Genomic DNA, 25,511 nt, shown 5'->3' with positions numbered 1-25,511 from the left:
TTAGGCGGTAGCCAACTCGGCCACCGGCAGCGGCCGGCGCAGCGTGCGGAGCCGGATGATCCCATCTGCCGTCAGCGCGCCCAGGGCGCCCGCACCGGCCCCGGCCAATATCGACCACGGGGCGTGGGCCAGCATCAAAAACCCGAACGCGCCGCCGACGCTCAGCAACACGTACCGCGCGGGTGTCCACGGAGTCGGTCGCCCGAACCGGGTGGCGACCAGCATGCCCAGCACCAGCGCGACGGCGTGCCCGGCGTCGGTGAATTCGGCGCCGACGGCCGCCGCCGCTACCGCGGCCGGAACCCACCAGCCGATCCACACCGGCCGCCAGCGTGGCGGCACGGCGCCGGTCAGCGCTCCCAGTACTGCCACGGCCCCGTAGCTCATGCCGACGTCGCTGGCGTGCGAGATCGACATCGGCAGCCAGCCGAACTCGATCGCTGCGGTGACACCGGCCGCGACGAGCAAGGTCGCGCCGATGTGCCCGGTGACGAACACCACGGTCATCCGGGCGCTGTGCCAGATCAGTTCGGCCAGCGCGAGCAGGCATACCAGTCCGGGCAGCCAGACGAAAATCGGGCCGGCATCGGTGACGAATGCGCTGCCGAACAAGGTGTCCAGGTGCCCATGGGCCAGGTTGTGCACGTTGGTGCTGGCATTGCGAATGGCCTGCGCCTGCGCCTGTGGACCGAGAACCAGGAGTGCCGTGCTGACCGCTGTCAGAATCGCTGCGTAACCGACGGTGATCCGGACCCGGGCGAGCCGGGTGAGCATATCGGCGATCATCGACATCTACTATGCCTCAGCACTGTCGTCTTCCGCTTCGTCGGTACCTGACAGGTCCCTGGCAGTTCTGAGCCGATAGAGAGCCAGTTCCGGAGGAAGCCCGGGGGTCTTGGCCCCGAACATCGGCCGATGAGTGCGTTTGGCTACCACGCCCAACTCGTCCAAATCGGCCTGCGCGAGCTGGTCGAGGGTGGTGCCGGAGATCATGATGCCGCCCTTGGTGGCGCGTTCCATCACCCGGGCCGCGATGTTCACGTCAACGCCCAGCCAGTCACCGGCCAGCCGCTGCGGACGCCCGGTGTGGATTCCGACTCGCATCCGCGGTCGATAGCCGGCCACCTCGACCGATTTCACTGCCTGCATCGCAGCGCACACCGCGCCGACCGCGACGAGCGGATCGGCGAACACCGCCATGATGCCGTCGCCCATCCGTTTGACGATGTGCCCGCCGGCATCCAGGAGCGGCGGTTCGACGGCCCGAGCCACCCGCCGCAACAACATCAACGTGGCGTCATCACCGGCTTGCAACGACCACGACGAGAAACCCACCAAATCGGTGAACACCAACGTCACATCGGGGTTCGCCGGCCTTCGGGCAACTGCTTCGGTCAGCGCCTGCCATACCTGCAGTGCGCCAAGACCGAGTTGACGCGACGCCCCGTCGCGGCCGCCCAGCAGTCGCCCCGCGGCCCGCGCCGCGGCGCGGGGACCCCCCTCGCCCGCGGTGGACAACGGATCGCCGAAGTCGGGATCGCCGGGTAAGGCGCGGCGGGCGCGCCGGATGAAGTCGACGACTCCCGGGCTGTGGTTCCTATCGCGCAGCCAACCCGCCGCTCCGTGTATCGACACTGGAGAGCGGTCTTTGGAAGCAGGCGTGGCCGGCGTGGTCGCCGCTTGCTCGGGCTCGCCGGACGCCGAATCGGGCCCGAGGTCCACGGCATCCAGCCTAGGTGCTGTCTGAAGAGGGCGGCAACGACCGTCGTAGTGGCGTCCGCCACCGTTGATGCCAAACCGCCTGATCACGCGCTTGCCTCAGCGTGGTCGACAGTCGGTAACACGCCGGCGCGGCACACCGCGCAAATCGTAGACAACGTTTGTTGTCAACATTATCGTGGATTTATCAGCACCCAGGAGGTCGCGATGACCACGACCAAATCGATACCGTCGGCCGAGCCCGCCCCCGTCACGCACAGCGACGATGCCATCGCCAACGCCGAGCCCCTGGGCCCGGATTCGCTGACGTGGAAATATTTCGGCGATCTGCGCACCGGGATGATGGGCGTGTGGATCGGCGCGATCCAGAACATGTATCCGGAGTTGGGCGCCGGCGTCGAGGAGCACTCGATTCTGTTGCGCGAGCCGCTCCAACGAGTTGCCCGCTCGGTGTATCCGATCATGGGCGTGGTTTACGACGGCGAGCGAGCGCAGCACACCGGCGAGCAGATCAAGCAGTACCACCACACGATCAAGGGCGTCGACGCGGCCGGCCGCCGTTATCACGCGCTGAACCCGGAAACCTTCTATTGGGCCCACGCAACGTTCTTCATGCTGGTGATCAAGGTCGCCGAATACTTCTGCGGTGGGTTGACCGAGGCGGAGAAGCGCCAACTGTTCGACGAGCATGTCCAGTGGTACCGGATGTACGGGATGAGCATGCGACCGGTGCCCAAATCCTGGGAGGACTTCCAGGAGTACTGGGACCGCAAGTGTCGGGACGAGCTCGAGATCAATCAGGCCACCCTGGACATCTTCCAAATGCGTATTCCCAAGCCAAAGTTCGTGTTGATGCCCACGCCGATCTGGGATCAGTTGTTCAGGCCGTTGACGGCCGGGCAGCGCTGGATAGCCGCCGGGCTGTTCGATCCGGCGGTTCGGGAAAAGGCCGGCATGCGGTGGACTCCGGGCGACGAAGTGTTGTTGCGGCTCTTCGGAAAAGCAGTCGAGTTGGCCTTTCTGGCGGTGCCCGACGAGATCAGGTTGCACCCGCGGGCGCTGGCCGCCTACCGCCGGGCGGCGGGCCGGATCCCGGCCGACGCCCCGCTGGTGGAGGCACCGGGCTTCATGGCGCCGCCGCGCGACCGACGCGGTATGCCGATGCACTACTTCCCGCCCCGCGCCCACCCCGCGAAGAACATCATCGAGCGCGCCGGGTCTTTGGTGCACACCACGTTCTCGTTGGCTGGCCTGCGACCCGCGCGAGGCCGCGGCAAAGCGGCCTGATCAGCGCAGCGCCCGCGCGCTCTGGTAGAGGCAAATCGCCGCCGCTGCAGCCACATTGAGGCTCTGTGCGCCGCCCGGCATGGGGATCTGCACGCGGTGGTGTGCCAGCTGTGCCACCTCTGCCGAAAGACCGTGCGATTCCGGCCCGAACAGCCACGCCGTGCGGTTCGCGAGGTCGACGTCGTCGAGCGAGAGCTCGCCGTCCAGCGTGGTGGCCATTACCTGCAAGCCGGCCGTCTTCAGCGACGCCACCGCAGCGGCGGCATCGGGTGCGGCCGTCACCGGGATCGAAAAGATGCTTCCGGCGGAGGCGCGCAGGCACTTGCTGTTGTAGGGATCGACACTGTGACCGGCCAGGACCACCGCGGCGGCCCCCATCGCGTCAGCGATGCGAATCAACGTGCCGGCGTTACCCGGCTCGCTGATCTCGACGGCAACCGCGACCAGTCGGGGTGCGGCGGCCAGCACGTCGTCGAGCGTGCTGGCCGCCATCTCGCAGACAGCGACCAAGCCGGCCGGAGTCACGGTGTCCGACAACGCCTTTGCGGCGCGTTCGGTCACCAGATGCACCGGGGCGTCCTGCGCGTCCAGCAGCACGGCGTGCCGTTGGGCGGCCGACTCGGTGACGAAGACGTCGCGAATCAACCCGCGTCGGGACGCCGCCTCGACAAGGTGGGCGCCTTCGGCCAGAAACCGCCGGGAGCGTCGCCGCGCGATATGCCGATGCAGCTTGACCGCTGCGACCACCCGGGTCGAGCGTTCGGTGAGCACCTGCCTTCCGCGAAGCTCAGGCAGCCTCTCCGGAGGGCGCGTTGACGTCCTCGGGCAGTGCCGCCCGCGCGACGTCGACCAGCGCGGTAAACGCCGCGGCATCGCTCACTGCGATCTCGGCCAGGTTCTTGCGGTCGACCTCGACACCAGCGGCCTTCAGGCCCTGGATCAACCGGTTGTAGGTGATGTCGTTGGCGCGGGCCGCCGCGTTGATCCGCGCGATCCACAGTTTGCGGAACTCGCCCTTGCGCGCGCGACGGTCACGGTAGGCGTAGTTCAGTGAATGTAGTTGCTGCTCTTTGGCTTTGCGGTAAAGCCGAGAGCGCTGACCGCGATAACCTCGCGAAGCCTTCAGGATGGTGCGCCGCTTCTTCTGGGCGTTGACCGCCCGCTTCACGCGTGCCATGGAATGTTCCTATCGTCGGGTGGTTGGGCTAATCAGCCGTTCAGCATCTTGTTGACCCGCTTGGTGTCGTGGCCCGACACGGCGGTGTGCCCTTCCAGGCGGCGGGTGCGAGTGGACGGCTTGTGCTCGAGCAGGTGCCGGCGATTTGCTTTCTGACGCAGGATCTTCCCGGTCCCGGTGCGCCGGAACCGCTTGGAAGCCCCGCTGTGGGTCTTGGCCTTGGGCATGTGTCCTCAGTTCTGCTGTCAGTTCGATGAAGTGTCGGCGTCGTCGCCGGGTGCGCGCCCGGCGGGTTCGCCGGCTTGTTGCGCCGCCTTGGCGCGAGTCTTCGCGCCGCGGTGCGGTGCCAGCACCATGGTCATGTTGCGTCCGTCCTGCTTGGCTGACGTCTCGACGAATCCGTAGTCGGCGACGTCGGCGCCCAGCCGTTGCAGCAGCCGGTATCCCAATTCGGGCCGCGACTGTTCGCGTCCTCGGAACATGATGGTGACCTTGACCTTCGATCCGGCTTCCAGGAACCGGACGACGTGGCCCTTCTTGGTTTCGTAGTCGTGATCGTCGATCTTGGGTCGCAGCTTCTGTTCCTTGACGACGGTCTGCTGCTGGTTCTTGCGAGACTCGCGCGCCTTCTGCGCCGCCTCGTATTTGAACTTGCCGTAGTCCATGATCTTGCAGACCGGCGGTCTGGCGTTCGGTGCGACTTCGACGAGGTCGAGGTCGGCGTCCGCGGCGACGCGTAGTGCATCTTCGATACGCACGATGCCTACCTGCTCCCCTCCCGGGCCGATTAAACGGACTTCAGGTACGCGAATGCGCTCGTTGACGCGGGTCTCAGTGCTGATGGGGCCTCCTGGGCTCGATGGGTAGTTTTCCGGTCGCGGCCGGCCGGTGTCGGAGATCCAGCGGTCGAAATACCACGCCATCAGCAAAAAAGCCCTGCGTCAGCAGGGCCCTGTGCCGACCGGTCGCGGGTCGAACCGCCTGCGTTGCTGGCAGAACAGGCACCCTTGGGATGCCGGTGACCGGACCGTTGAGCCGGTCTGGCCAACGGTGGGAGTGGGACTCCACTTGCTGTCCCTGGCCTTCGCCGGGACGGTCGCGCAGGCCAGTTTAGCAGTGCTGATGCGGTAGCCGGTCGCGTGCTCAGGCGATTCCCTGGCTGAGGGCATATCCTCGCGGTCTGTGACACTTGTTGCACCGCGCCCGCGGAGCCTGTCCGCCTCGCGCTACCACTGGGTTCCTGCCGCGGCCGGTTGGACCGTCGGGGTTATCGCGACGTTGTCGTTGCTGGCCAGTGTGTCGCCGTTGGTCCGCTGGATCATCAAGGTGCCGCGCGAGTTCATCAACGACTATCTGTTCAACTTCCCCGACACCAGCTTCGCCTGGTCGTTCGTGTTAGCCCTGCTCGCCGCCGCTCTGACCGCACGCAAACGTATCGCCTGGTGGATCCTGGTCGGAAACTTGCTGGTTGCCGCGGCGATCAACGCCCTCGAACTGGTTCAGGGCGCCCATAGCGCGCTGCAGGTGTCCGGCGAGAGCCTAGGACTTGTCCTGCATGTGGCGGCGGTCGTGCTTCTGGTGCTGGCCTATCGCGAATTCTGGGCCAAAGTTCGGCGCGGTGCGCTGTACAAGTCGGCCGCGGCGCTCATCGCCGGGTGGGTGCTCGGAATTGCGCTGTCCTGGGGACTGGTCGAGTTGTTCCCGGGATCGTTGCACCGCGGCGACCGGTTCCTCTATGTGGCCGACCGGGTCGTTGGCTTTGCACTCGCCGGCCAGGCCTCGTTTGCGGGCAAACCGCATGTTTTCCTCAACGATCTGTTCGGCCTCTTCGGCGCCCTCGCGCTGATCGTCGCGGCGATCGTGCTGTTTCAGTCTCAACGGGCCGAGAGCGCGCTGACCGGCGAGGACGAATCGGCCATCCGGGGACTGCTGGAACTGTACGGAAACAACGATTCGCTGGGCTATTTCGCCACTCGCCGCGACAAGGCGGTGATCTTCGCACCCAGCGGCCGTGCCGCGATCACCTACCGCGTCGAGGTCGGGGTGTGCCTGGCCAGTGGCGACCCGGTGGGAGACCCGAGGGCCTGGCCACAAGCCATCGCTACTTGGCTGCAACTGTGCCAGGCCTACGGCTGGGCCCCCGGGGTCATGGGAGCCAGTTCCCAAGGGGCTAAAGCGTTTCGGGAAGCCGGACTCAACGCCCTGGAGTTGGGCGACGAAGCCATCCTGCACACCGCGGAATTCAAGCTGTCGGGTCCCGATATGCGCGCAGTGCGCCAAGCGGTGACCCGGGCGCGTCGGGCCGGGTTGACCGTGCGCATCCGCCGGCACCGAGACATCGCCGACGACGAAATGGCACGGCTGATCACCTGTGCGGATGGATGGCGCGACACCGAGACCGAGCGAGGGTTTTCCATGGCGCTGGGCCGCCTCGGCGACCCTGCCGACGGCGATTGCCTGCTGGTCGAGGCTCTGCATGGTGACAGTGACGTGGTGGCGATGCTGTCCCTGGTGCCCTGGGGCCAAACCGGAGTCTCGCTGGACCTGATGCGCCGTTCACCGCAATCGCCCAACGGCACTATCGAACTCATGGTCAGCGAGCTCGCGCTGCATTCCGAAAACCTTGGCATCAACCGTATTTCGCTGAACTTCGCGATGTTCCGCTCGGCGTTCGAGCAAGGGGCTCAGCTTGGCGCCGGCCCGGTCGCGCGGCTGTGGCGTGGCCTGCTGGTGTTTTTCTCACGCTGGTGGCAGCTGGAGACGCTGTATCGCTCGAATATGAAATACCAGCCCCAGTGGCTGCCCCGATACGCCTGCTACGAGGACGCCCGGATGATTCCGCGGGTGGGTGTCGCGTCGGTGATCGCCGAGGGTTTTCTGGTGCTGCCGTTTTCGCGTCGTAACGAGCAGCACACCGGTCACAGTCCGTCGGTGCCGTCAGTGCTGGTGGAAACCGGGCTGTTGCATCACGACGGCCGGGCTCCCGACGTCTCCAGCTTCCAACAAGCCGAGTTCCCCGAAGCCGAAGATCGTCAAGCCCGCCTGCCCGAACAGATGCGCGTCCGGTTGGCGAAGCTGAAAACGCTGCAGGACAGCGGGATTGACGCGTATCCCGTCGGGCATCCGGCAACTCACACGATCGGGCAGGCGCTGGGCAGCGTCGACGGCGCGACCGTTTCGGTGGCCGGGCGGGTGCTGCGGATTCGCGACTTCGGCGGCGTGCTGTTCGCCCAACTGCGCGACTGGTCCGGGGAAATGCAGTTGCTGCTGGACAACTCGGTCCTCGAGCAAGGCCGCACCGCGGATTTCACCAGGGCCATCGACCTGGGCGACCTTGTCGAGGTCACCGGCCAGCTGGGGCTCAGCAGGACCGGCACCCGGTCGCTGATCGTGGCCAGTTGGCGGTTGATCGGTAAGTGTCTGCGACCGCTGCCGAACAAGTGGACGGGGCTTGCCGATCCGGAAGCGCGGGTCCGCACCCGCTACGTCGACCTGGCGATCAACACCGAATCGCGTCAGCTCATCACGGCGCGCAGCAGCGTGCTGCGCTCGATCCGGGAGACGTTGACAGCCAAAGGGTTCCTTGAAGTCGAAACCCCGATTCTGCAACAGATCCACGGCGGCGCGACGGCGCGACCGTTCGTCACGCATATCAACGCCTACGACTTGGACTTGTACTTGCGCATCGCGCCGGAGCTGTACCTCAAGCGGCTGTGTGTCGGCGGTGTCGAGCGGGTGTTCGAGCTGGGTCGGGCATTTCGCAACGAGGGGGTCGACTTCAGCCACAATCCGGAATTCACCTTGCTCGAGGCCTACCAGGCGCACGCCGACTATTTGGTGTGGGTCGATGGCTGCCGGGAACTGATTCAGAACGCCGCGGCAGCGGCCAACGGTGCGCCGGTGGTGATGCGACCGCGGCCCGGCGACGCCGACGGCAACCTGGAACCGGTCGACATCTCCGGGGTGTGGCCGGTGAAGACCGTGCATGAGGCGGTCTCGGAGGCGCTCGGTGAGCAAGTCGACACCGGGACGGATCTGGCGACGCTGCACAAACTGTGTGATGCCGCCGGCATCCCATACCGGCCCCGCTGGGATGCCGGTGCGGTGGTGCTGGAACTGTACGAGCAGCTGGTCGAGGCGCGTACCGAACTGCCGACCTTCTACACGGATTTCCCGACGTCGGTGTCCCCGCTGACCCGGCCGCATCGCAGTAAGGCCGGGGTCGCCGAGCGTTGGGATCTGGTGGCCTGGGGCGTCGAGCTGGGCACCGCCTACAGCGAGTTGACGGATCCGCTGGAACAGCGGCGTCGGCTGCGGGCGCAGTCTCTGCTGGCCGCCGGCGGGGACCCGGAGGCGATGGAGCTCGACGAGGATTTCCTGCAGGCGATGGAGTACGCGATGCCGCCCACCGGTGGCCTGGGGATGGGTGTCGACCGGGTGGTCATGCTCGTCACCGGCCGCAGCATCCGTGAGACGCTGCCCTTTCCGTTGGCTAAACCGCGTTGATTTCGGCGCGTTTCACAGCCGGCGCTCAGAATCGCAGATCAGAATAGGTCTTGTGTCTGCATCGACGGCGATCGTCGCCGCGCCGCTGCTGGTGGGCCACCACACGTCGTTGATGCATGGCTGGGTTCCGATCACCGTGCAGGCCGTCGCTGCGGTTGTCCTGGTGCTGGCGGTCGGCTGGCGATCGCGCCGCTGGCGGCTGGTATGGCTTCCCGTGGCAGCCGCGGTCGGAATCGCAGTGACGTGTTGGGCGTACTGGCAGATCGCCGACGACGGTCTGGCCGGTGAACCGGCGCCCCGCACGCTGTGGATGTGGATTGCGTTGACCGGTGTCGCCGCCGCCGTGCTGTTGTTGGGGTGGCCGGGCGCGCGCTGGTGGCGACGGGCCGTGTCGGTGTTGGCCGTGCCGCTGTGCCTGGCCAGTTCGGCGCTGACGCTCAACGAGTGGGTGGGCTATTTCCCCACGGTGCAGACGGCGTGGAACCAGCTCACCGCCGGTCCGCTGCCCGACCAGACCGACGCTGCCACCGTCACCGCGATGGCCGGTAAGGGTGTCCGACCTCCGCGCGGCAGCGTGGTGCAAGTGACGATTCCCGCCGATGCGTCGCACTTCAAGCATCGTGGCGAGTTGGTATATCTGCCGCCGGCCTGGTTCACCTCGGACCCGCCCCCGCAGCTGCCGACCGTGATGATGATCGGCGGCGAGTTCAACACCCCAGCCGACTGGCTGCGGGCCGGCAACGCGGTCAAGACGATCGACGACTTCGCCGCCACCCATGACGGCAACGCGCCGGTGCTGGTGTTCGTCGACTCCGGCGGGGCATTCAACAACGACACCGAATGCGTCAACGGCAGCCGCGGCAATGCTGCCGACCATCTCACCGAAGATGTTGTGCCCTATATGGTCTCGCGTTTCGGAGTCAGTCCCGAGCGGACGAAGTGGGGCATCGTGGGCTGGTCGATGGGCGGCACCTGTGCGGTGGACCTGACAGTGATGCACCCCGACATGTTCAGCACCTTCGTCGACATCGCCGGGGACCTCGCCCCGAATACGGGCACCAAGGCGCAGACGATTGCCCGACTGTTCGGTGGCAGCTCCCAGGCCTGGGCCGCTTTCGACCCGACCACGGTGATCACCAGACATGGGCGCTACAGCGGGGTTTCGGGCTGGTTCGCGGTCAACTCTACCGGCCCGTCGACCTCACACACTGTCACAGTGGCCGACACCGGCACGACAGGCACAGACCACCGAGGCGGCACGGCCAAACTCAGTGACACCGCGGCGGCTGCTGATTCTCTTTGCACGCTCGGGCGCGCCCACGGTATCGACTGCGCGGTGGTCGCTCAGCCGGGCAAGCACGATTGGCCGTTCGCGGGCCGGGTCTTCACCACGGCCCTGCCCTGGCTGGCCGGTCAACTCGGCACGCCGGGAGTGCCGCGCATCGCGTTGCCGGCCCCGCCAGGACCGCACGCCGGCGGCCGATAACCTCGCCTGATGACATCGATCGCACGCATCCGCCGCGCGATATTCGCGCGGCACAGCAATCCGTGGAGCGCATGGACCCGTTGGGCGAGCACACCGCTGGTCTTGCTGCCGGTGTGGACCCGCAAGTGGAGCCATGCGGCAGCGGTCGGGCTGTGGTTTGCGGTCAACCCGGTGGTGTTCCCGGAACCGGTCGACCAGAGCAACTGGGCTACTCGCGCCATGCTGGGCGAGGAGCTGTGGATCACCCACCGGCCTAAGGACAGCGCCGCGGTGGTGAGCGCCGCGACGTCGGTTGCCACTGTCGTTGCGATCGTCGCCGCGCGTCGCCGCCGCCTCGTCGCAGCGGCAACGGCGACCGCGGTCGCGATGGCGCTGACGATGGTGTACTGGCAGCAGATGGTGCGCTACCTCGACCGCGGCAGGTAGCCTGGCGCCATGCCCGACCCGGATTACGACGACTCCGGTACGCCGACGTTCGAATCGGTTCGCGAGAAGATCGAGACCCGCTACCAAACATCCGCCGGCGCAGCCGAACTGGACGCTGAAAGCGCCGAGGGCCGCAGCGTCGACGAGCAGTACCGGGAGCGGGAACAGGCGGCGGCTGAGCGACTGGCCGAAATCCGCGCGTCGATGCGCAAGGACACACGTCGTTAGGCGCTGACGCGGCGCCGCCGTCGTGGTGCCGGAGTGGCCGGCACGCCGAGCGTCTCAGCCAAAAACTTGCCGGTATAACTCTCCGGCACCGCGGCGATGTCTTCGGGCGTTCCCTCGGCCACGACCGTCCCACCCTCGGCGCCGCCCTCCGGCCCCATGTCGATGATCCAGTCCGACGTCTTGATCACGTCCAGGTTGTGCTCGATGACGATCACCGTATTGCCTTTGTCGACAAGGCCGTTGATGACACCCAGGAGTTTGCGGATGTCGTCGAAATGCAAACCGGTGGTGGGCTCGTCGAGGATGTAGACCGTGCGCCCGGTCGAACGCTTCTGCAACTCGGAGGCCAGCTTGACCCGCTGCGCCTCGCCGCCGGACAGGGTCGGCGCGGGCTGGCCGAGCCGCACATAGCCGAGCCCGACGTCGACCAGCGTGCGTAGATAGCGGTGGATCCCGGTGATCGGCTCGAAGAACTCCGCGGCCTCCTCGATGGACATGTCCAGCACTTCGGAGATGGTCTTGCCCTTGTAATGCACCTCGAGGGTTTCCCGGTTGTAGCGGGCGCCTTGGCACACCTCGCACGGCACGTAGACGTCGGGCAAAAAGTTCATCTCGATCTTGATGGTGCCGTCACCCGAACACGCCTCGCAGCGGCCACCTTTGACGTTGAACGAGAACCGCCCGGGTTGGTAGCCGCGGACTTTGGCCTCGGTGGTGGCCGCAAATAGGGTGCGGATCTTGTCGAACACCCCGGTGTAGGTGGCCGGATTGGAGCGGGGGGTGCGCCCGATCGGCGACTGGTCGACCCGCACCAGTTTGTCGACGTGGTCCAGCCCGGTGACCCGGGTGTGCCGGCCCGGAACCTGGCGGGCGCCGTTGAGTTTGTTGGCCAGCACCGCGGCCAGGATGTCGTTGACCAGCGTCGACTTGCCGGAACCGGAAACTCCGGTCACCGAGGTGAGCACACCGAGCGGGAACGCCACGTCGATCTCACGCAGGTTGTGCTCGCGCGCACCGACGACGGTCAGCCGTCGTCGCTTATCGACGGGACGCCGGATCGCCGGTGCCTCAATGCTTTCCGCGCCGGACAGGTAGGCTCCGGTGATCGATTTCTTGTTGCGCAGCAGCTCGGCGTAGGTCCCGCTGTGCACAATCTGGCCGCCGTGCTCACCGGCCGCCGGGCCGATGTCGACGATCCAGTCGGCATGCGCGATGGTGTCCTGGTCGTGTTCGACCACGATCAGCGTGTTACCCAAAGCCCGTAACCGGGTCAGGGTTTCGATGAGCCGACGGTTGTCGCGTTGATGCAGCCCGATCGACGGCTCGTCGAGTACGTACAGCACGCCCACCAGCCCGGAGCCGATCTGGGTGGCCAGCCGGATGCGTTGCGCCTCACCGCCGGACAGCGTGGCCGCCGCCCGCGACAGCGACAGGTATTCCAATCCGACGTCGAGCAGAAAGCCCAGCCGCGACTGGATCTCCTTGAGCACCTGCCCCGCGATGGCTTGCTCGCGCTGGCCCAGGGTGAGCGCGTTCAAGAAGTCCGCGCAGTCGGAGATCGACAGTTCACAGACCTCGGCGATGGATTTCTTGCCGCGATTCCCCGCGGCCAGGGTGACCGCCAGGATTTCCGGCTTCAACCGCGTGCCGTCGCACTCCGGGCACGGAATGTCCCGCATGAAGCCCTCGTAGCGCTCCTTCATCATCTCGGACTCGGTCTGGTCCATCTTGCGCTGCAGGAACGCGAGCACGCCTTCGAAGTCGGCGTAGTAGGAGCGGGTGCGGCCGTAGCGGTTGCGGTAGCGCACGTGCACCTGCTCGTCGCAGCCTTCCAGAATTGCCTTGCGCGCCTTGGCCGGCAGCTTGCGCCACGGGGTGTCGACGTCGAAGCCCATGGTGTCGCCCAGGCCGGCCATCATCCGGGTGAAGTACTCGGCGGTGTGGCCCATCGACCACGGCGCCACCGCGCCCTCGGCCAGCGTGAGTTCGGGGTCGGGCACCACCAGGTCGGGATCGACCTCCTTGCGGATGCCCAGCCCGCTGCATTCCGGGCAAGCCCCGTATGGCGAGTTGAAGGAGAACGACCGCGGTTCCAGGTCGTCGACGGCCAGCGAATGTCCGTTGGGACACGCCAGCTTCTCGGAGAACCGCTGTTCGCGGTTGTGGGCGTCATGTTCGTGATCGACAAACTCCAGCACCACGATGCCGTCGGCCAGGTTCAACGCGGTTTCCACCGAATCGGTGAGCCGTTGCTTGGCGCTGGCTTTGACGGTGAGGCGGTCCACCACCACCTCGATGTCGTGCTTCTCCTGCTTCTTCAGCTTCGGTGGCTCGGTCAGCGGGTGCACCACACCGTCGACGCGGACCCGGCTGTACCCCTGGGAGTTGAGTTTTTCGAACAGGTCGACGAACTCGCCCTTGCGGGTACGCACCACCGGGGCCAGCACCTGGAATCGGGTGCCCTCGGGCATCGCGAGCACCTGGTCGACGATTTGCTGTGGGGTCTGGCGGGCGATTCGTTCGCCGCAGACAGGGCAGTGCGGGGTGCCGGCGCGGGCGTACAGCAGCCGCAGGTAGTCATACACCTCGGTGATGGTGCCGACTGTCGACCGCGGGTTGCGGTTGGTCGACTTCTGGTCGATGGACACCGCCGGTGACAGGCCTTCGATGAAGTCGACGTCGGGTTTGTCCATCTGGCCCAGGAATTGACGCGCGTAGGCCGACAACGACTCCACGTAGCGCCGCTGCCCCTCGGCGAAGATCGTGTCGAACGCCAGCGAAGACTTTCCCGAACCGGACAGGCCGGTGAAGACGATCAACGCGTCGCGCGGCAAATCAAGATCAACACTGCGGAGGTTGTGCTCACGCGCACCCTTGACGATCAGGCGGTCAGCCAACGCGTTCCTTTCCAACGACTCATCACACACGTCGTTTTCCATGCTATGTGCCGGTACCGACAAGCAACTCCCGACCAGTACCGTGACCGGTATGACCACCCTCGACGACAACTACACCGGGCACGTCGAACCGGGCTCCGCCGCCCGTCGCACCCTGCCGGGCGCGACGATCGTCAAGACGTCGGTCGGCCCCATGGACAACAACGCCTACCTGGTGACGTGTTCCGAGACCGGCGAAACGCTGCTGATCGACGCCGCCAACGACGCCGAGATCCTGGTCGACCTGGTGCGACGCTACGCCCCCACGGTGTCGCTGATCGTGACCAGCCACCAGCACTTCGACCACTGGCAGGCGCTGAAAGCCCTGGCCGACGCCACCGGCGCCCCGACGGCCGCGCACGAGATCGACGCCGATCCGCTGCCGGTCAAACCGGATCGTCTGCTCGCCGGCGGCGACACGGTGCAGATCGGCAAGCTGACCTTCGACGTCATTCATTTGCGGGGCCACACCCCCGGCTCGATCGCGTTGGCGCTCGACGGCCCCGCCGTCGGCGGCGCCACTCAACTGTTCACCGGCGACTGCCTGTTCCCCGGCGGAGTCGGCAAAACCTGGCAGCCGGGCGACTTCACCCAGCTGCTCGACGACGTAACGACCCGGGTGTTCGACGTCTACGACGACGCCACCGTCGTCTACCCCGGCCACGGCGACGACACCACGCTCGGTGCCGAGCGGCCCAACCTCGCCGAGTGGCGCGAGCGCGGCTGGTAAAAGCGCCGCGAAACGCGCTGCACCGCCTACACTCTGGCGAGATGAGGGTGGGCATCGACTTCGGCACAACGCACACGGTCGCGGCAGTCGTCGACCGGGGCAACTACCCGGTGGCGTCGTTCGACGGTGTGGACACCTGGCCGTCGGTGATCGCCGCCCACGAGTCCGGGGAACTGCGCTTCGGCCTGGACGCCGCCGCGGTGCGCCACGAACCGGGCTGGTCGCTGCTGCGATCGTTCAAACGGCTGCTCAACGACGCCGGGCCGCGGACAACGGTGCAACTGGCCGGTCGCCCCCACCGGGTGGCCGACCTGTTCGCGGGACTGCTCGCCCAGTTCAAGAGGGATCTGCAGCACCGCTCCAACGTCGACCTGGCCCCCGGCGAGCGGATCGAGGCCGCGGTCAGCGTGCCGGCCAATGCGTCGAGCGCCCAACGGTTTTTAACCCTGGACGCCTTTGCCCAAGCCGGCTTCGAGGTCATCGCCTTGCTCAACGAGCCCTCGGCGGCCGGCTTCGAGTATGCGCACCGATATCGCTCGACGATCAGCGCCAAACGCGAGTATGTGCTGATCTACGACTTGGGCGGCGGCACGTTCGACGCGTCGCTGCTGAGGATGACGGGCCGGCTCAACGAGGTCGTCACCAGCGAAGGCATCCAGCGCCTTGGCGGCGACGACTTCGACGCGGAGATCCTCACGCTGGTCCGCAACGGCGCCAAACTCCGCAACCTCGACGCCGCAGCGCAGGACCTGCTGCTCGAGGAGTGCGCGGCGCGCAAAGAAGCCGTCGGCCCGAACACCCGCCGCTTTCTGGTCGACCTCGACGCGGTCGGCAAGCCGCCGTTCTCGTGTCCGATCGACGACGTCTACGCGGCTTGTTCACCGCTCGTCGCCAAGACCATCGACGTCCTCGGGCATGTGTTGCACGGCGCACAGTGGTCCGAGGTGGCGGGCATCTACGTGGTGGGCGGGGCCGGCAGTTTCCCGCTGATCGCCCGGATGCTGCGCGCCGACCGCAATGAAAAGTTCGACGAGAAACGGGTCAAACGCTCACCGCACCCCTTCGCCGCGACCGCGATCGGACTGGCCGTCTTCCTCGACAGAGAAGCGGGATTCGCGCTGTCCGAACGGCTTTCGCGGCACTTCGGGGTCTTCCGGGAGGCGCATGCGGGCGCCGACGTCAGTTTCGACCCGATCGTGCCCAAGGGCGTGCAATTGCCCGCCGACGGCCAGCCTCCCCTGGTGGTCACCCGAAGCTATCGGGCCGCGCACAACATCGGGCATTTCCGGTTCGTGGAATGCAGTCGGCTGCGCGACGGCCGCCCCGACGGCGACGTGATGCCCTACGACTCGGTGTTCTTCCCGTTCGACCCGGACCTGCACGACGACCACGACCTCGGACACCGGCCGGTGCGCCGGCGCGACGACGGGCCCGATGTCGAGGAGCGCTACATCGTCACGCCGGGCGGAGCTGTCGAGGTCACCTTGTCGACGCAACCGGACCGGCTGACCCGAACCTTCCGGCTGACGCGGCACGCCCTCGCCAGCGCGTGACCTTCCGTCGCTTGCGGGGGTACGCGGCGGCGTTGGTTCTCGGCGCGCTGCCGGCGCTTGCCTTCCCGGCGCCGTCCTGGTGGTGCCTGGCCTGGTTCGGTGTGGTTCCGCTGTTGCTCGTCGTGCGGGCCGCACCGACTCCGGCCGACGGCGCGGTACGGGCGTGGTGCGGCCTGGCCGGCTATGTGCTGGCCACGCAGTACTGGCTGCTGCCCAGCAGCGGTCCCCTGCTGCTACTGCTGGCCGCCGGACTCGGCGCGTTGTGGCTGCCGTGGGGTTTTGCCGCCCACCGGCTCTTGGCCCCGCCCGGCACGGTGCATCGACCGCTGGCGGCCATGGTCGTGTTGCCCAGCGCCTGGGTGGCGGCCGAGGCGGTGCGGTCGTGGCCCGCGCTGGGCGGTCCGTGGGCCGCGCTGGGTGCGTCACAGTGGAACCAGCCCGTCACGTTGGCGTCGGCCTCGCTCGGCGGGATGTGGCTGACCAGCTTTCTGGTGGTCGCCGTCAATACCGGTATCGCCGGGGCAATTGTGCACCGGAGGCGCGCCATCCCGATGGTCGCCGCGGCGGCGGTGTGTGCAGGTGTCGGGCCAGTCAGCTTCGTACTCGAAGCGCCGACCGCCGGCAGCCCCACAGCCCGGGTGGCGCTGGTGCAGCCCGGCGTGATCGACGACTCGACCGCCCGAGCGGCGGCCAGTGCGGCGCTCACTCGCACGCTGGTAGGTCAACGACCGGATGTGGTCGTGTGGGGCGAAAGCAGCGTCGGAGTGGATCCCGCCGACCACCCGGACACCATGCAGGAGCTGACGGACCTGTCCCGGCGGGTGGGTGCGGACCTGCTCGTCAACGTCGACGCCCGCGCGCCGACCGGCGGCATCTACAAGTCGTCTCTGTTGATCGGGCCGCACGGCGCACTGGGCGGCTACCGCAAAACCCGGCTGGTGCCGTTCGGCGAATACGTGCCGCTGCGTTCGCTGCTGGGGCCGATCACCGGGCACACCAAGGCCGCCGGCGAGGACCGGCACCGCGGCAGCGACCAGGTGGTGCTGCACGCTGGCGACCTGGCACTCGGACCGCTGATCAGTTTCGAGGCAGCGTTTCCCGACCTGCCCCGCCGCGAGGTGGAACTCGGGGCGCAGCTGCTCGTCTACCAAAGTTCGACCTCGACATTTCAAGGGAGTTGGGCCCAACCGCAATTGGCGGCGATGGTCGCGGTACGCGCCGCCGAAGTCGGCCGCCCGGCGGTACACGCCGGATTGTCGGGCGACAGCGCTGCATTCGACGCGCGCGGCCGCAGGCTTGCCTGGTGCCCGTCGAGTTACCGCGGCGCGGTGGTCGTCACTGTTCCGCTCGACGCGCGCGACACCGCCTACCAGCGGCTGGGCGACTGGGTTCTGGTGCTGGCGTTCACCGTCCTCGCCGGCACCGGTGCGCTGGCTGTCGTGCGCGCTCGCCGCCGCTGAGCCGGTTCAGTGGCGCAGCAACGCCCGCGCCTCCTCCGAGCCGTCGAGCGCTCGGGTCATGCGCTTGACGATCTGCCAGCCCGACGCCGCCCGTCGCAGCGTGATCCGGTTGGCCCCGGCTCGCCACACCCGGTAGCCGCTGCCGTCATCGCTGCGGCGAACCAGGATCGACTCGCACACCGCAACGGCATCGTCGCCGTCGACGTCGACGTGGACCGGGCCCAGGAAGTGTGCCGAACCGCCCCGAATCAGGCCTTGATGGGCCGACGAGCGGACCATGTCGGCGACGTCGGCGCGGCTGCGCATGTGCCAACCTTCGACGTCGTATTCACCGTCCTCGGCCCATAACTCGGCCACCGCATCGGCGTCGCCGGCGTCGACCAACGGGCCGTAGGAGGCCAGCAGCCGGCTGATCGCCAGCTCGTCCTCCACCCGGCGCAGCCGCTGCTCCAAGGCGGCCAGTCGCTCCTCGGCGGTCACGAGCCCATCAGCCGCTGCATCGTTCGGTGCGCGCCCAGCACCGCCGCAGCCCGGTCGGGGTCACTGCGCATGGCCACAATCTCCTCGTTTCCGCTGACCACACGCACAGGTCCGCGCGACAGCCACTCCAGCCCCTCGCGCGCGACGTCGGCAGGATCGGACACGGTCATGCCGGGAACATCGAAATTCAGGCCCACCCGTTCCATCGCCGGTGTCCGGGTCACGCCCAGCACCAACTCCAGCACGTCGACGCCGTGCTCGCGAAGCTCCAGCCAGAGCCCTTCAGCGAAGATGCGTCCGAATGCCTTGACACCGCCGTAGACCGTGTGCCGCACCGAGCCCAGGTAGCCAGCGAGCGATCCGATCAACACAATGCCGCCCCGCCCGCGGGCGCGCATCGGCTGCCCGTAGTGGTGAATGAGCGCCAGCGGTGTGGAGAGGTTGAGATCGATGACGCGCTGGAACTCCGCCAGATCGCCGTCGAGGAACTCGCGGCTGTGCGTGTTGGCGCCGGCGTTGAGGATCAACAACCCGACGTCGAGGCCCGCGGTTGCCTCGGCGATGCGGACGCTGGCAGCGGTGTCACTCAGATCGATCGGCACAGTGCGGACCTCGTGGCCGTACCGGCGGCAGCGCTCAGCGGTCTCGGCCAACGGGTCGGGCTTGCGGGCAATCAGCACCAGGTTCAGACCCGCTTCGGCCAGCAACCGGGCGAATTCGGCGCCAACACCTTCCGAGCCGCCCGCGATGACCGCCCACGGGCCGTATTTGGCGGAATCGATCACGAACGCAGGAGGCAACTCACGTGGTGGTGTGCACGATCAAGACGTCGACTTTGGCCCGACGCGAGACGTTGGCCGGCACCGAGCCCAGCAGCCGGCCGGCGATCGTGTTCAGGCCGACATTGCCGACCACCAAGAGGTCGGCTTTGACCTCCTCGGCGAGGCCGACCAGCGCGTCGACCGGGGCGCCGACGACCGATCGCTCCTCGATGTTCTGCGCGCCCGCGGCGTTCGCCCGCTCCTTGGCTTCGCGCAGGATCGCATAGATCGGGGCGCTGCCCGCCACCTTGTAGCTTTCGTCCTTCAGGGCGTCGGCCGCGCGCGGGTCCTCGTGCTGGGGCAGGTAGGCCGTCGCGATGATCAACTGCGCGTTCGCCCCGGCGGCGATGGTGCCTGCGCGGTCCACCGCGCGCAGCGACGAGTCCGAGCCGTCGGTTCCTACCACCACGGTCCGATAGGCGCTCATTTACCCTCCCAGGTGTCGGTTGCTACGCCAACCCAAGACAGTATCGCTTTGCCGGATCAGATGGTTGATTTGCGACACACCGAATGGGCGGCGCCCACGGGCGTGCGGTCGACGCTGTGAGCGCCACTGTAATCGACGCAGACCCCCCACGGATGAAATTCCTTGCCCGGCAAAAGGGTTGTTGACGCGCTGCACCACGGGTAATCCCCATCACCAAAGGAGTCTTAGGGTGACAGACATCATGGCTGCAGCGCTAGTCGAGGAGTCCGCGACGCAGACCCGGCGCTCGGGCACGCCGAGCGCTGGCAATGCCGCTTCGCTGCGTGGCCTCAGGTCGGCGTGCTGATGGGTAAACCGTTGCTGCGTAGAGCTTTTCGTATCCGAGCTGATCGGGGGTTGCGCGGGTCCGCGGCGGCCTACCGGTTCCGGGAGAGCCTATTCCTGTTGCCCGTCGTCATTGTGATCGGCGGCATCGTCCTGGCCCTCGTCACCGGGACGGTCGACAACGCGTTGGGCGCCCAGACGCGGGTGCCGTTGACGATGGCGATGGACATCGATGTCGCCACCTGGCTCTTGAGCACCATCGCCGGCGCGACGATCACCACCGCGGGCGTCATCTTCTCGCTGACCATCGTGAGCCTGCAGCTGGCGAGCTCGCAGCTGTCGCCCCGGGTGATGCGGTCGTTCATCCGGGACCGGCTCAGCCAGGTCGTCATCGGACTGCTGGTGGCGACGTTCGTGTACTGCGTGCTCACGCTGCCACGCATCAACGGTCATGCCATGCAGCTGGCGCCGCGGGTGTCGGTGACGGTGGCCGTCGTGCTGACCATCGTCACGGTGATCACGATCATCGCGCACCTCGACCACCTCGCCCACCGCTTGGAGGTGGGCCGAGTGGTGCGCGACATCGCAGCGGAGGGCCGGGCGGTGATCGACGCTGTCGCGGACACTGCCCGACGCGAGCAACCAGCACCCGATGTCGACATGACGCCGCCTGCGGAGTCGTTGCGAGTCAGCTCGCGCGTCGACGGTTGGGTGAGCCGAATCGACACCGACCGGCTGCTGGCCACGGTGCCCGAGCGGACGACAGTGCGGCTCGACACCCGGGTGGGTGCCTACGTGCATCAGGGTGAACCGCTGGTGACCGTGTGGCCGTCTCCGGCGCGGGCGGACCGGGTTCGACGCCGGCTGGCCGCCGCGATCGCGGTGACCGGCGGCCGGACCATGCAACAGGACGTCGACTTCTCGTTTCGGCAATTGGTCGACATCGGGCTACGGGCGCTCAGCGCCGCGATCAACGACCCGACCACCGCGGTGGAGGCCACCCTGCGGGTCGGCAGCCTGCTTCGCCGACTGCTCGTCGCCCCGCCGCTGGGGCGGGCGATATCCGGGCCAGGAGGTCGAATTCTGTTGCGGCCCTGGGAACTCGACCCCGAGGAGTACATCGCGCACGGATTCGACCAACTACGTCACGTCGCGCCGACGCAGCCGTTGGTCGCAGCGACGATCCTTCGCGTGCTGCGGATGTTGATCGCTCACGTCGACGATGCCGGCCGAGCGGAACTGGTGCCGGCTTTGCGCAAGCAAATCGACATGCTGCTCGGGTCACTCGACGAAACTCCGGGGCTTCACGCCGATGACCTGGCTCGGTTACATGCCATCGGTGCCGATACCACCGATCCGGCCGATCACAGCCACCGCCGCTTGACGCCTTAGCGGTGCTCGCCGTGACGGGGGCCGAACAGCCCGCTGGGAAACACGTCGGCGGATTGGACCGCCGTACGGATCATTGTGGCGAAGCTGACCAGTTGGTCAGCCTGGTCGGCGGTCACCGTCCGCCACGGCGCGTATCCCAGCTCGTCGGTGAGATCCTCGATGGCGGACCGCAACTCGGTGCCGGCCGACGCCAGCTCACCGGCACTGCCCAGAATGCCTCGTGACATCAGGTCCTGTGTCGCGGCATCCCATTGATCGACGCTCCACCCGCGCATCCGCCGCGCATAGTCGGCGTTGAAGCCGATTCCCGTTGCGGTATGGGTGATCAACGCGTGCAGACCGCTGAGGCCGTTGGCCACCAACGCGGCGATATGCCCGTCGCCGCGGTATTCCCGCAACAACGTGATCGCGTGCCACAACTGGGCGATCGGGCTATCGGGCCAGGGCAGCTCGGCGTGCCCGGCGTACAACGGTCGGCCATCGGCGTTGGGGATCGCTTCCGCGATGGCCCGCAGCAATGCCGCCGCATGCGCCAATTCCGTGGATTGCGTGAGCTTCTCACCGAGCACCCGCGGCAACGCCGTCGCAACGATCTGGTAGCGCACCTTGGTCACCGTCGCCGGCGATGCCAGCTCCCAGGCGGCCGGAATGGCGCTGGCGACCAATTCGGGGTTGAAGTTATAGAACGTGGCCGCAACGACATTCGCTGAAACCGCGCCCATCGCCGCGGATCGGCCGGCGAAGTAGTGCGTCCGGAAGTCCATGCCCAGCTCGCCGAACTTCTCGTTGGCCTCGGGCAGGAAGTAGACGACGGAGTGCAATGCGTCCAGGGAGCGGGTCAGTCGTCCGGCGGCGAAGGCGTCCACGGTGCTGAGACTAGCCCGGCGCCGCCGCCGTGCAGCGGTGTCCCCGGGTGGCCCGATAGGAGGCCAGCACTCCGACTGCGGCCAGCACCGTGAACACTGCGAACAGCCAGCGCGCCGCCATGACCGCGCCGCCCTCGGTGCTGTTGACCACCACGCCGGCCAACCCCGCGCCGAAAGCTCCGGAAATCAGTTGCACCGTGTTGATCGCCGCTGCTGCGGCACCGCCCTCGGCCGGATCGTCGACGCAGTCCATCGCCCAGGCCGACAGGTGCGGCCACGCCACCCCGATACCACTGCCGGTGATCAGCAGGGCCAATGCCCACAGCACGACGACGCCGACCGGGGCGTTGTCGACTTGGGTGACCGCACCCAACCCCAAGCCCACCGCCGTGATCAGCGGGGCAGCCGCAACCACGCGAGCAATGACGCGGACGCTTTTCAGTGATGCACTGGCGATCTCGCTGACCGTCCATCCGACGGCCAGTGCCGCGCCCAGAAAGCCGGCCGCTACCGGAACCAGGTGGGCCAGCCGTTGACCGAACAACGGCACGTACATGTCGACCATCGCGGCGCCCATCAGCAGCGCCATAGTCAGATAGATCCATTTCAGCGGACCCGATCCGAACGCGCTGCGCGGCAACACCGCGGCGGCCATCCGCCGATCGACCACCACGAAGCCCGCGACCAGCAGCACGCTGACGGCCAGCAACGCGACGGTGGCGAGGTTGTTGTGCGGGATCTCCGCGACGCTGATCGCCAGCGCCGCAGCACCGAGCAGCAACAGCGACCACACCGGCACTTTGAGGGCGGGCGGGCGCTGGCTCTGGTCGACCCGGCGCGCCGACAATACGGCGGGGACCAGCGCGCCCATCGCCGCGGTCAGCACCGCGACCGCGCCGAACGCCCAGCGCCACTGCCCGAACTGAGCGAAGATGCCACCCATCGCCGGGCCGACCACCGTCGCGACACCCCACATCGCCGAGACCAGCGCCGAGGCGCGGGTCCACAGCGCCCGCGGCAGGGCCGAGTTGATCACCGCGTAACCCAGTCCGGCCAGCAGGCCTCCCGCCGCGCCCTGCACAGTGCGGCCCGCCAGCAGGACTTCCATGGTGGGAGCCGCCGCGCACACCACGCTGCCGATGCCGAACACGACCACCCCCAGCAGGTAGGACGCGCGGGCGCCGAACCGCTGCAGCGAGGCGTAGACCGTGGTGGCGGCCACGACCGAACCCACGAGGTACAGCGTGGTCACCCAGGCGTAGAGCCGCTCACCGCCGATGTCGGCGACGGTGCTGGGCAACAGGCTGATCGTCAGGAACTCGTTGGTGGCGCACAGCGCCACCCCGCCGGCCAGCAACGTTGACGTCCCCAGGTATCTGCGGCCCAGTAGCGCACGCCAACTGCCGGCGGCCTCGATGGCAGGTGAGCTCACTTGAGACCGGCAGCGTCCATACCGCGCAGCTCTTTCTTCAGGTCGGCAATCTCGTCGCGGAACCGCGCCGCCAGCTCGAACTGCAGATCGCGGGCGGCGGCCATCATCTGTGCGGTGAGGTCCTTGATCAGATCGGCCAGCTCGGCGCGCGGCATGTTGGCGGTGTCGCGGCCCTCGACGATGCCGGCACTGACCACCCGGCCTGGTTCGCCCTGCGCGCGCCGACCGCGAGAAATGCTGCGTCCGGAACCCATTTCGACGGTGTCAGAGTCGTCGGCCTCCCGGTACACCTGGTCGAGAATGTCGGCGATCTTCTTGCGCAGCGGTTGCGGATCGATGCCGTTGGCCTCGTTGTAGGCGATCTGCTTGGCGCGCCGCCGCTCGGTCTCGTCGATGGCCTCTTTCATCGAATCGGTCATCGTGTCCGCGTACATATGCACCTCGCCGGACACGTTGCGGGCCGCGCGGCCGATGGTCTGGATCAGGCTTCGCGACGAGCGCAGGAAGCCCTCCTTGTCGGCGTCGAGGATCGACACCAGCGATACCTCCGGCAGGTCCAGGCCCTCACGCAACAGGTTGATGCCGACCAGCACGTCGTAGTCGCCGAGGCGCAGCTGGCGCAGCAGCTCGACCCGGCGCAGCGTGTCGACCTCGGAGTGCAGATAGCGCACCCGGATGCCCATCTCCAGCAGATAGTCGGTGAGGTCCTCGGCCATCTTCTTGGTCAGCGTCGTCACCAGCACCCGCTGGTCGGCCTCGGTGCGTTTGCGGATCTCGCCGATCAGGTCATCGATCTGGCCCTTGGTCGGTTTGACCACGACCTTCGGGTCGACCAGCCCGGTAGGCCGAATCACCTGCTCGACGAACTCCCCGCCGGACTGGCTGAGCTCGTAGGGGCCCGGGGTGGCCGACAGATACACCGTCTGCCCGATCCGCGACGCGAATTCCTCCCAGGTCAGCGGGCGGTTGTCGACGGCTGACGGCAACCGGAAACCGTAGTCGACCAGGTTGCGTTTGCGCGAGATGTCGCCTTCGTACATGCCGCCGATTTGCGGCACGGTCACATGCGACTCGTCGATGACCAGCAGGAAATCCTCGGGGAAGTAGTCCAGCAGCGTCGCCGGCGCCGAGCCGGCGGGGCGGGCATCGATATGCCGCGAATAGTTTTCGATGCCGGAACAGAACCCGACTTGGCGCATCATCTCGATGTCGTAGTTGGTGCGCATCCGCAGCCGTTGAGCCTCCAGCAGCTTGCCCTGACCTTCCAGTTCGGCCAGCCGCTCGGCCAGCTCCTCCTCGATGGTGGAGATCGCGTGTGCCATCCGCTCCGGGCCGGCGACATAGTGGGTGGCTGGGAAGATCCGCAGCGAGTCGACCTTGCGGATCACCTCGCCGGTCAGCGGGTGCAGGTAGTACAGCGCCTCGATCTCGTCGCCGAAGTATTCGATGCGGACCGCCAGCTCCTCGTAGGAGGGGATGATCTCGACGGTGTCGCCACGCACCCGGAACGAGCCGCGGGTGAAGGACAGATCGTTGCGGGTGTACTGCACATCTACCAGCAGCCGCAGCAGACCGTCCCGGGGAACCTCGTTGCCCACCCGCAGTTCGACGGAGCGGTCGAGGTAGGACTGCGGCGTGCCCAGCCCGTAGATGCACGACACTGACGCCACCACCACCACGTCGCGCCGCGACAGCAGCGCCGACGTGGCGGAGTGCCGCAGCCGCTCCACGTCGTCGTTGATCGAGCTGTCCTTCTCGATGTAGGTGTCGGTTTGCGCGATGTAGGCCTCGGGCTGGTAGTAGTCGTAGTACGATACGAAGTACTCGACCGCGTTGTGCGGCAACATTTCTCGAAGCTCATTGGCCAACTGCGCGGCCAGCGTCTTGTTGGGCGCCATCACCAGGGTGGGCCGCTGCAGCCGCTCGATCAGCCACGCGGTGGTGGCCGACTTGCCGGTGCCGGTGGCGCCGAGCAGCACCACGTCGCGCTCCCCCGCCTGGATCCGCCGCTCCAACTCGTCGATGGCGGCCGGCTGGTCTCCGGCCGGCGCGTGCGGGCTGACCACCTCGAAGCGGCCGCCGGTACGCACCAACCCCTCCACCGCCTCTTCGGCCGGGCGGTACTCCGAGTGCGCGACCACCGGATGTTCGGTAGCAAAAGCCATATCAAAAGCCTAGAACGAGATGCCGACAACGATCGTTCCCGCGGCTACAGTCACTGCTATCCATCCGCCCAAGCACGAGACGTTCGACCTGGTAGC

General features: G+C 67.3%; 22 protein-coding genes. 9 read left to right on the top strand and 13 right to left on the bottom strand.

What is annotated here, in order from left to right; translation table 11 throughout:
- Both A5707_RS03790 and A5707_RS03785 read right to left on the bottom strand, forming a co-directional pair.
- On the bottom strand, nucleotides 1–786 hold the full coding sequence (locus A5707_RS03790) for a rhomboid-like protein (RefSeq protein ID WP_232000617.1): 786 nt from the start codon (nucleotides 784–786) through the stop codon (nucleotides 1–3).
- Between the two features lie 9 nt (nucleotides 787–795).
- Nucleotides 796–1,722: an adenylate/guanylate cyclase domain-containing protein gene (locus A5707_RS03785; RefSeq protein ID WP_065013171.1), complete on the bottom strand. Its 927-nt coding sequence runs from the start codon at nucleotides 1,720–1,722 to the stop codon at nucleotides 796–798.
- 204 nt (nucleotides 1,723–1,926) lie between these two features.
- Here A5707_RS03785 and A5707_RS03780 point away from each other — a divergent pair, with 204 nt between their 5' ends.
- Complete coding sequence (locus A5707_RS03780; protein WP_082969232.1) at nucleotides 1,927–3,006, top strand: oxygenase MpaB family protein; 1,080 nt, start codon at nucleotides 1,927–1,929, stop codon at nucleotides 3,004–3,006.
- Here the strand turns inward: A5707_RS03780 and A5707_RS03775 are convergent, their stop codons facing one another.
- The 4 genes from A5707_RS03775 to infC are packed head-to-tail and all read right to left on the bottom strand — an operon-like array spanning nucleotide 3,007 to nucleotide 5,025.
- Nucleotides 3,007–3,777, bottom strand: coding sequence for a TrmH family RNA methyltransferase (locus A5707_RS03775; RefSeq protein WP_065013170.1), 771 nt, complete (start codon nucleotides 3,775–3,777; stop codon nucleotides 3,007–3,009).
- 16 nt (nucleotides 3,778–3,793) lie between these two features.
- The gene (gene rplT, locus A5707_RS03770; protein ID WP_065013169.1) at nucleotides 3,794–4,183 is read right to left on the bottom strand and encodes a 50S ribosomal protein L20; all 390 of its coding nucleotides are present in this window, start codon (nucleotides 4,181–4,183) and stop codon (nucleotides 3,794–3,796) included.
- Nucleotides 4,184–4,215: 32 nt separating this feature from the next.
- Nucleotides 4,216–4,410, bottom strand: coding sequence for a 50S ribosomal protein L35 (gene rpmI, locus A5707_RS03765; RefSeq protein WP_065013168.1), 195 nt, complete (start codon nucleotides 4,408–4,410; stop codon nucleotides 4,216–4,218).
- Between the two features lie 18 nt (nucleotides 4,411–4,428).
- Nucleotides 4,429–5,025 (bottom strand): translation initiation factor IF-3, encoded by a 597-nt coding sequence (infC, locus tag A5707_RS03760; RefSeq protein ID WP_065013206.1) that lies wholly within the window; start codon nucleotides 5,023–5,025, stop codon nucleotides 4,429–4,431.
- A 340-nt stretch (nucleotides 5,026–5,365) separates the two neighbouring features.
- Here infC and lysX point away from each other — a divergent pair, with 340 nt between their 5' ends.
- The 4 genes from lysX to A5707_RS03740 are packed head-to-tail and all read left to right on the top strand — an operon-like array spanning nucleotide 5,366 to nucleotide 10,829.
- Entirely contained in the window at nucleotides 5,366–8,689 is a 3,324-nt protein-coding gene (gene lysX / locus A5707_RS03755) for a bifunctional lysylphosphatidylglycerol synthetase/lysine--tRNA ligase LysX (protein ID WP_065013167.1), read from the top strand.
- A 52-nt stretch (nucleotides 8,690–8,741) separates the two neighbouring features.
- A complete protein-coding gene (locus A5707_RS03750) occupies nucleotides 8,742–10,175 on the top strand; it encodes an alpha/beta hydrolase (protein WP_232000616.1) in 1,434 nt (477 codons plus the stop codon).
- Between the two features lie 9 nt (nucleotides 10,176–10,184).
- Nucleotides 10,185–10,601, top strand: a complete 417-nt coding sequence (locus A5707_RS03745; protein ID WP_331713113.1) for a DUF6653 family protein — start codon at nucleotides 10,185–10,187, stop codon at nucleotides 10,599–10,601.
- Nucleotides 10,602–10,610: 9 nt separating this feature from the next.
- Nucleotides 10,611–10,829: a hypothetical protein gene (locus A5707_RS03740; RefSeq protein WP_065013166.1), complete on the top strand. Its 219-nt coding sequence runs from the start codon at nucleotides 10,611–10,613 to the stop codon at nucleotides 10,827–10,829.
- Here the strand turns inward: A5707_RS03740 and uvrA are convergent.
- On the bottom strand, nucleotides 10,826–13,726 hold the full coding sequence (uvrA, locus tag A5707_RS03735) for an excinuclease ABC subunit UvrA (protein ID WP_065013202.1): 2,901 nt from the start codon (nucleotides 13,724–13,726) through the stop codon (nucleotides 10,826–10,828). The two genes, A5707_RS03740 and uvrA, sit on opposite strands and share 4 nt — an antisense overlap.
- A 91-nt stretch (nucleotides 13,727–13,817) precedes the next feature.
- Between uvrA and A5707_RS03730 the strand changes: the two genes are divergently transcribed.
- From A5707_RS03730 to lnt, 3 genes are read left to right on the top strand one after another with little or no spacing between them, the layout of a single operon-like run.
- Complete coding sequence (locus tag A5707_RS03730) at nucleotides 13,818–14,495, top strand: MBL fold metallo-hydrolase (protein WP_065013203.1); 678 nt, start codon at nucleotides 13,818–13,820, stop codon at nucleotides 14,493–14,495.
- Between the two features lie 41 nt (nucleotides 14,496–14,536).
- On the top strand, nucleotides 14,537–16,048 hold the full coding sequence (locus A5707_RS03725) for an Hsp70 family protein (RefSeq protein ID WP_065013165.1): 1,512 nt from the start codon (nucleotides 14,537–14,539) through the stop codon (nucleotides 16,046–16,048).
- A gap of 32 nt (nucleotides 16,049–16,080) precedes the next feature.
- Complete coding sequence (lnt, locus tag A5707_RS03720; RefSeq protein WP_065013201.1) at nucleotides 16,081–17,508, top strand: apolipoprotein N-acyltransferase; 1,428 nt, start codon at nucleotides 16,081–16,083, stop codon at nucleotides 17,506–17,508.
- A 6-nt stretch (nucleotides 17,509–17,514) separates the two neighbouring features.
- Here lnt and A5707_RS03715 read toward each other — a convergent pair whose 3' ends face one another.
- Genes A5707_RS03715 through A5707_RS03705 form a run of 3 tightly spaced genes read right to left on the bottom strand, consistent with a single transcriptional unit; the run spans nucleotide 17,515 to nucleotide 19,236 of the window.
- The gene (locus A5707_RS03715) at nucleotides 17,515–17,988 is read right to left on the bottom strand and encodes a nuclear transport factor 2 family protein (RefSeq protein ID WP_082969226.1); all 474 of its coding nucleotides are present in this window, start codon (nucleotides 17,986–17,988) and stop codon (nucleotides 17,515–17,517) included.
- On the bottom strand, nucleotides 17,985–18,773 hold the full coding sequence (locus tag A5707_RS03710) for an SDR family NAD(P)-dependent oxidoreductase (protein ID WP_065013199.1): 789 nt from the start codon (nucleotides 18,771–18,773) through the stop codon (nucleotides 17,985–17,987). Before A5707_RS03710 ends, A5707_RS03715 begins: the two co-directional genes overlap by 4 nt.
- Nucleotides 18,774–18,789: 16 nt before the next feature.
- Nucleotides 18,790–19,236 carry a universal stress protein gene (locus tag A5707_RS03705; protein WP_065013164.1) on the bottom strand — a complete coding sequence of 149 codons (447 nt, stop codon included), beginning with the start codon at nucleotides 19,234–19,236 and terminating at the stop codon, nucleotides 18,790–18,792.
- 345 nt (nucleotides 19,237–19,581) lie between these two features.
- Between A5707_RS03705 and A5707_RS03700 the strand changes: the two genes are divergently transcribed.
- Nucleotides 19,582–20,952: a DUF2254 domain-containing protein gene (locus A5707_RS03700; RefSeq protein WP_065013198.1), complete on the top strand. Its 1,371-nt coding sequence runs from the start codon at nucleotides 19,582–19,584 to the stop codon at nucleotides 20,950–20,952.
- Here the strand turns inward: A5707_RS03700 and A5707_RS03695 are convergent.
- The 3 genes from A5707_RS03695 to uvrB are packed head-to-tail and all read right to left on the bottom strand — an operon-like array spanning nucleotide 20,949 to nucleotide 25,415.
- Nucleotides 20,949–21,818: an SCO6745 family protein gene (locus A5707_RS03695; RefSeq protein WP_065013163.1), complete on the bottom strand. Its 870-nt coding sequence runs from the start codon at nucleotides 21,816–21,818 to the stop codon at nucleotides 20,949–20,951. The two genes, A5707_RS03700 and A5707_RS03695, sit on opposite strands and share 4 nt — an antisense overlap.
- Before the next feature lie 10 nt (nucleotides 21,819–21,828).
- A complete protein-coding gene (locus tag A5707_RS03690) occupies nucleotides 21,829–23,250 on the bottom strand; it encodes an MFS transporter (RefSeq protein ID WP_065013162.1) in 1,422 nt (473 codons plus the stop codon).
- On the bottom strand, nucleotides 23,247–25,415 hold the full coding sequence (uvrB, locus tag A5707_RS03685; protein WP_065013161.1) for an excinuclease ABC subunit UvrB: 2,169 nt from the start codon (nucleotides 25,413–25,415) through the stop codon (nucleotides 23,247–23,249). Before uvrB ends, A5707_RS03690 begins: the two co-directional genes overlap by 4 nt.
- Nucleotides 25,416–25,511 lie beyond the last annotated feature (96 nt).

Source organism: Mycobacterium kyorinense (genome assembly GCF_001672775.1).
Taxonomy (GTDB): Bacteria; Actinomycetota; Actinomycetes; order Mycobacteriales; family Mycobacteriaceae; genus Mycobacterium; species Mycobacterium kyorinense_A.
The sequence above is the reverse complement of the archived record's forward strand: the minus strand, read 5'-3'. Positions and strand labels throughout refer to the sequence as shown.

Coding starts and splice junctions, on each gene's coding strand:
- A5707_RS03790 (WP_232000617.1), bottom strand. CDS start 786: ATGATCGCCGATATGCTCACCCGGCTCGCCCGGGTCCGGATCACCGTC.
- A5707_RS03780 (WP_082969232.1), top strand. CDS start 1,927: ATGACCACGACCAAATCGATACCGTCGGCCGAGCCCGCCCCCGTCACG.
- rplT (WP_065013169.1), bottom strand. CDS start 4,183: ATGGCACGCGTGAAGCGGGCGGTCAACGCCCAGAAGAAGCGGCGCACC.
- rpmI (WP_065013168.1), bottom strand. CDS start 4,410: ATGCCCAAGGCCAAGACCCACAGCGGGGCTTCCAAGCGGTTCCGGCGC.
- A5707_RS03745 (WP_331713113.1), top strand. CDS start 10,185: ATGACATCGATCGCACGCATCCGCCGCGCGATATTCGCGCGGCACAGC.
- A5707_RS03740 (WP_065013166.1), top strand. CDS start 10,611: ATGCCCGACCCGGATTACGACGACTCCGGTACGCCGACGTTCGAATCG.
- A5707_RS03730 (WP_065013203.1), top strand. CDS start 13,818: ATGACCACCCTCGACGACAACTACACCGGGCACGTCGAACCGGGCTCC.
- A5707_RS03725 (WP_065013165.1), top strand. CDS start 14,537: ATGAGGGTGGGCATCGACTTCGGCACAACGCACACGGTCGCGGCAGTC.
- A5707_RS03705 (WP_065013164.1), bottom strand. CDS start 19,236: ATGAGCGCCTATCGGACCGTGGTGGTAGGAACCGACGGCTCGGACTCG.
- A5707_RS03700 (WP_065013198.1), top strand. CDS start 19,582: ATGGGTAAACCGTTGCTGCGTAGAGCTTTTCGTATCCGAGCTGATCGG.
- uvrB (WP_065013161.1), bottom strand. CDS start 25,415: ATGGCTTTTGCTACCGAACATCCGGTGGTCGCGCACTCGGAGTACCGC.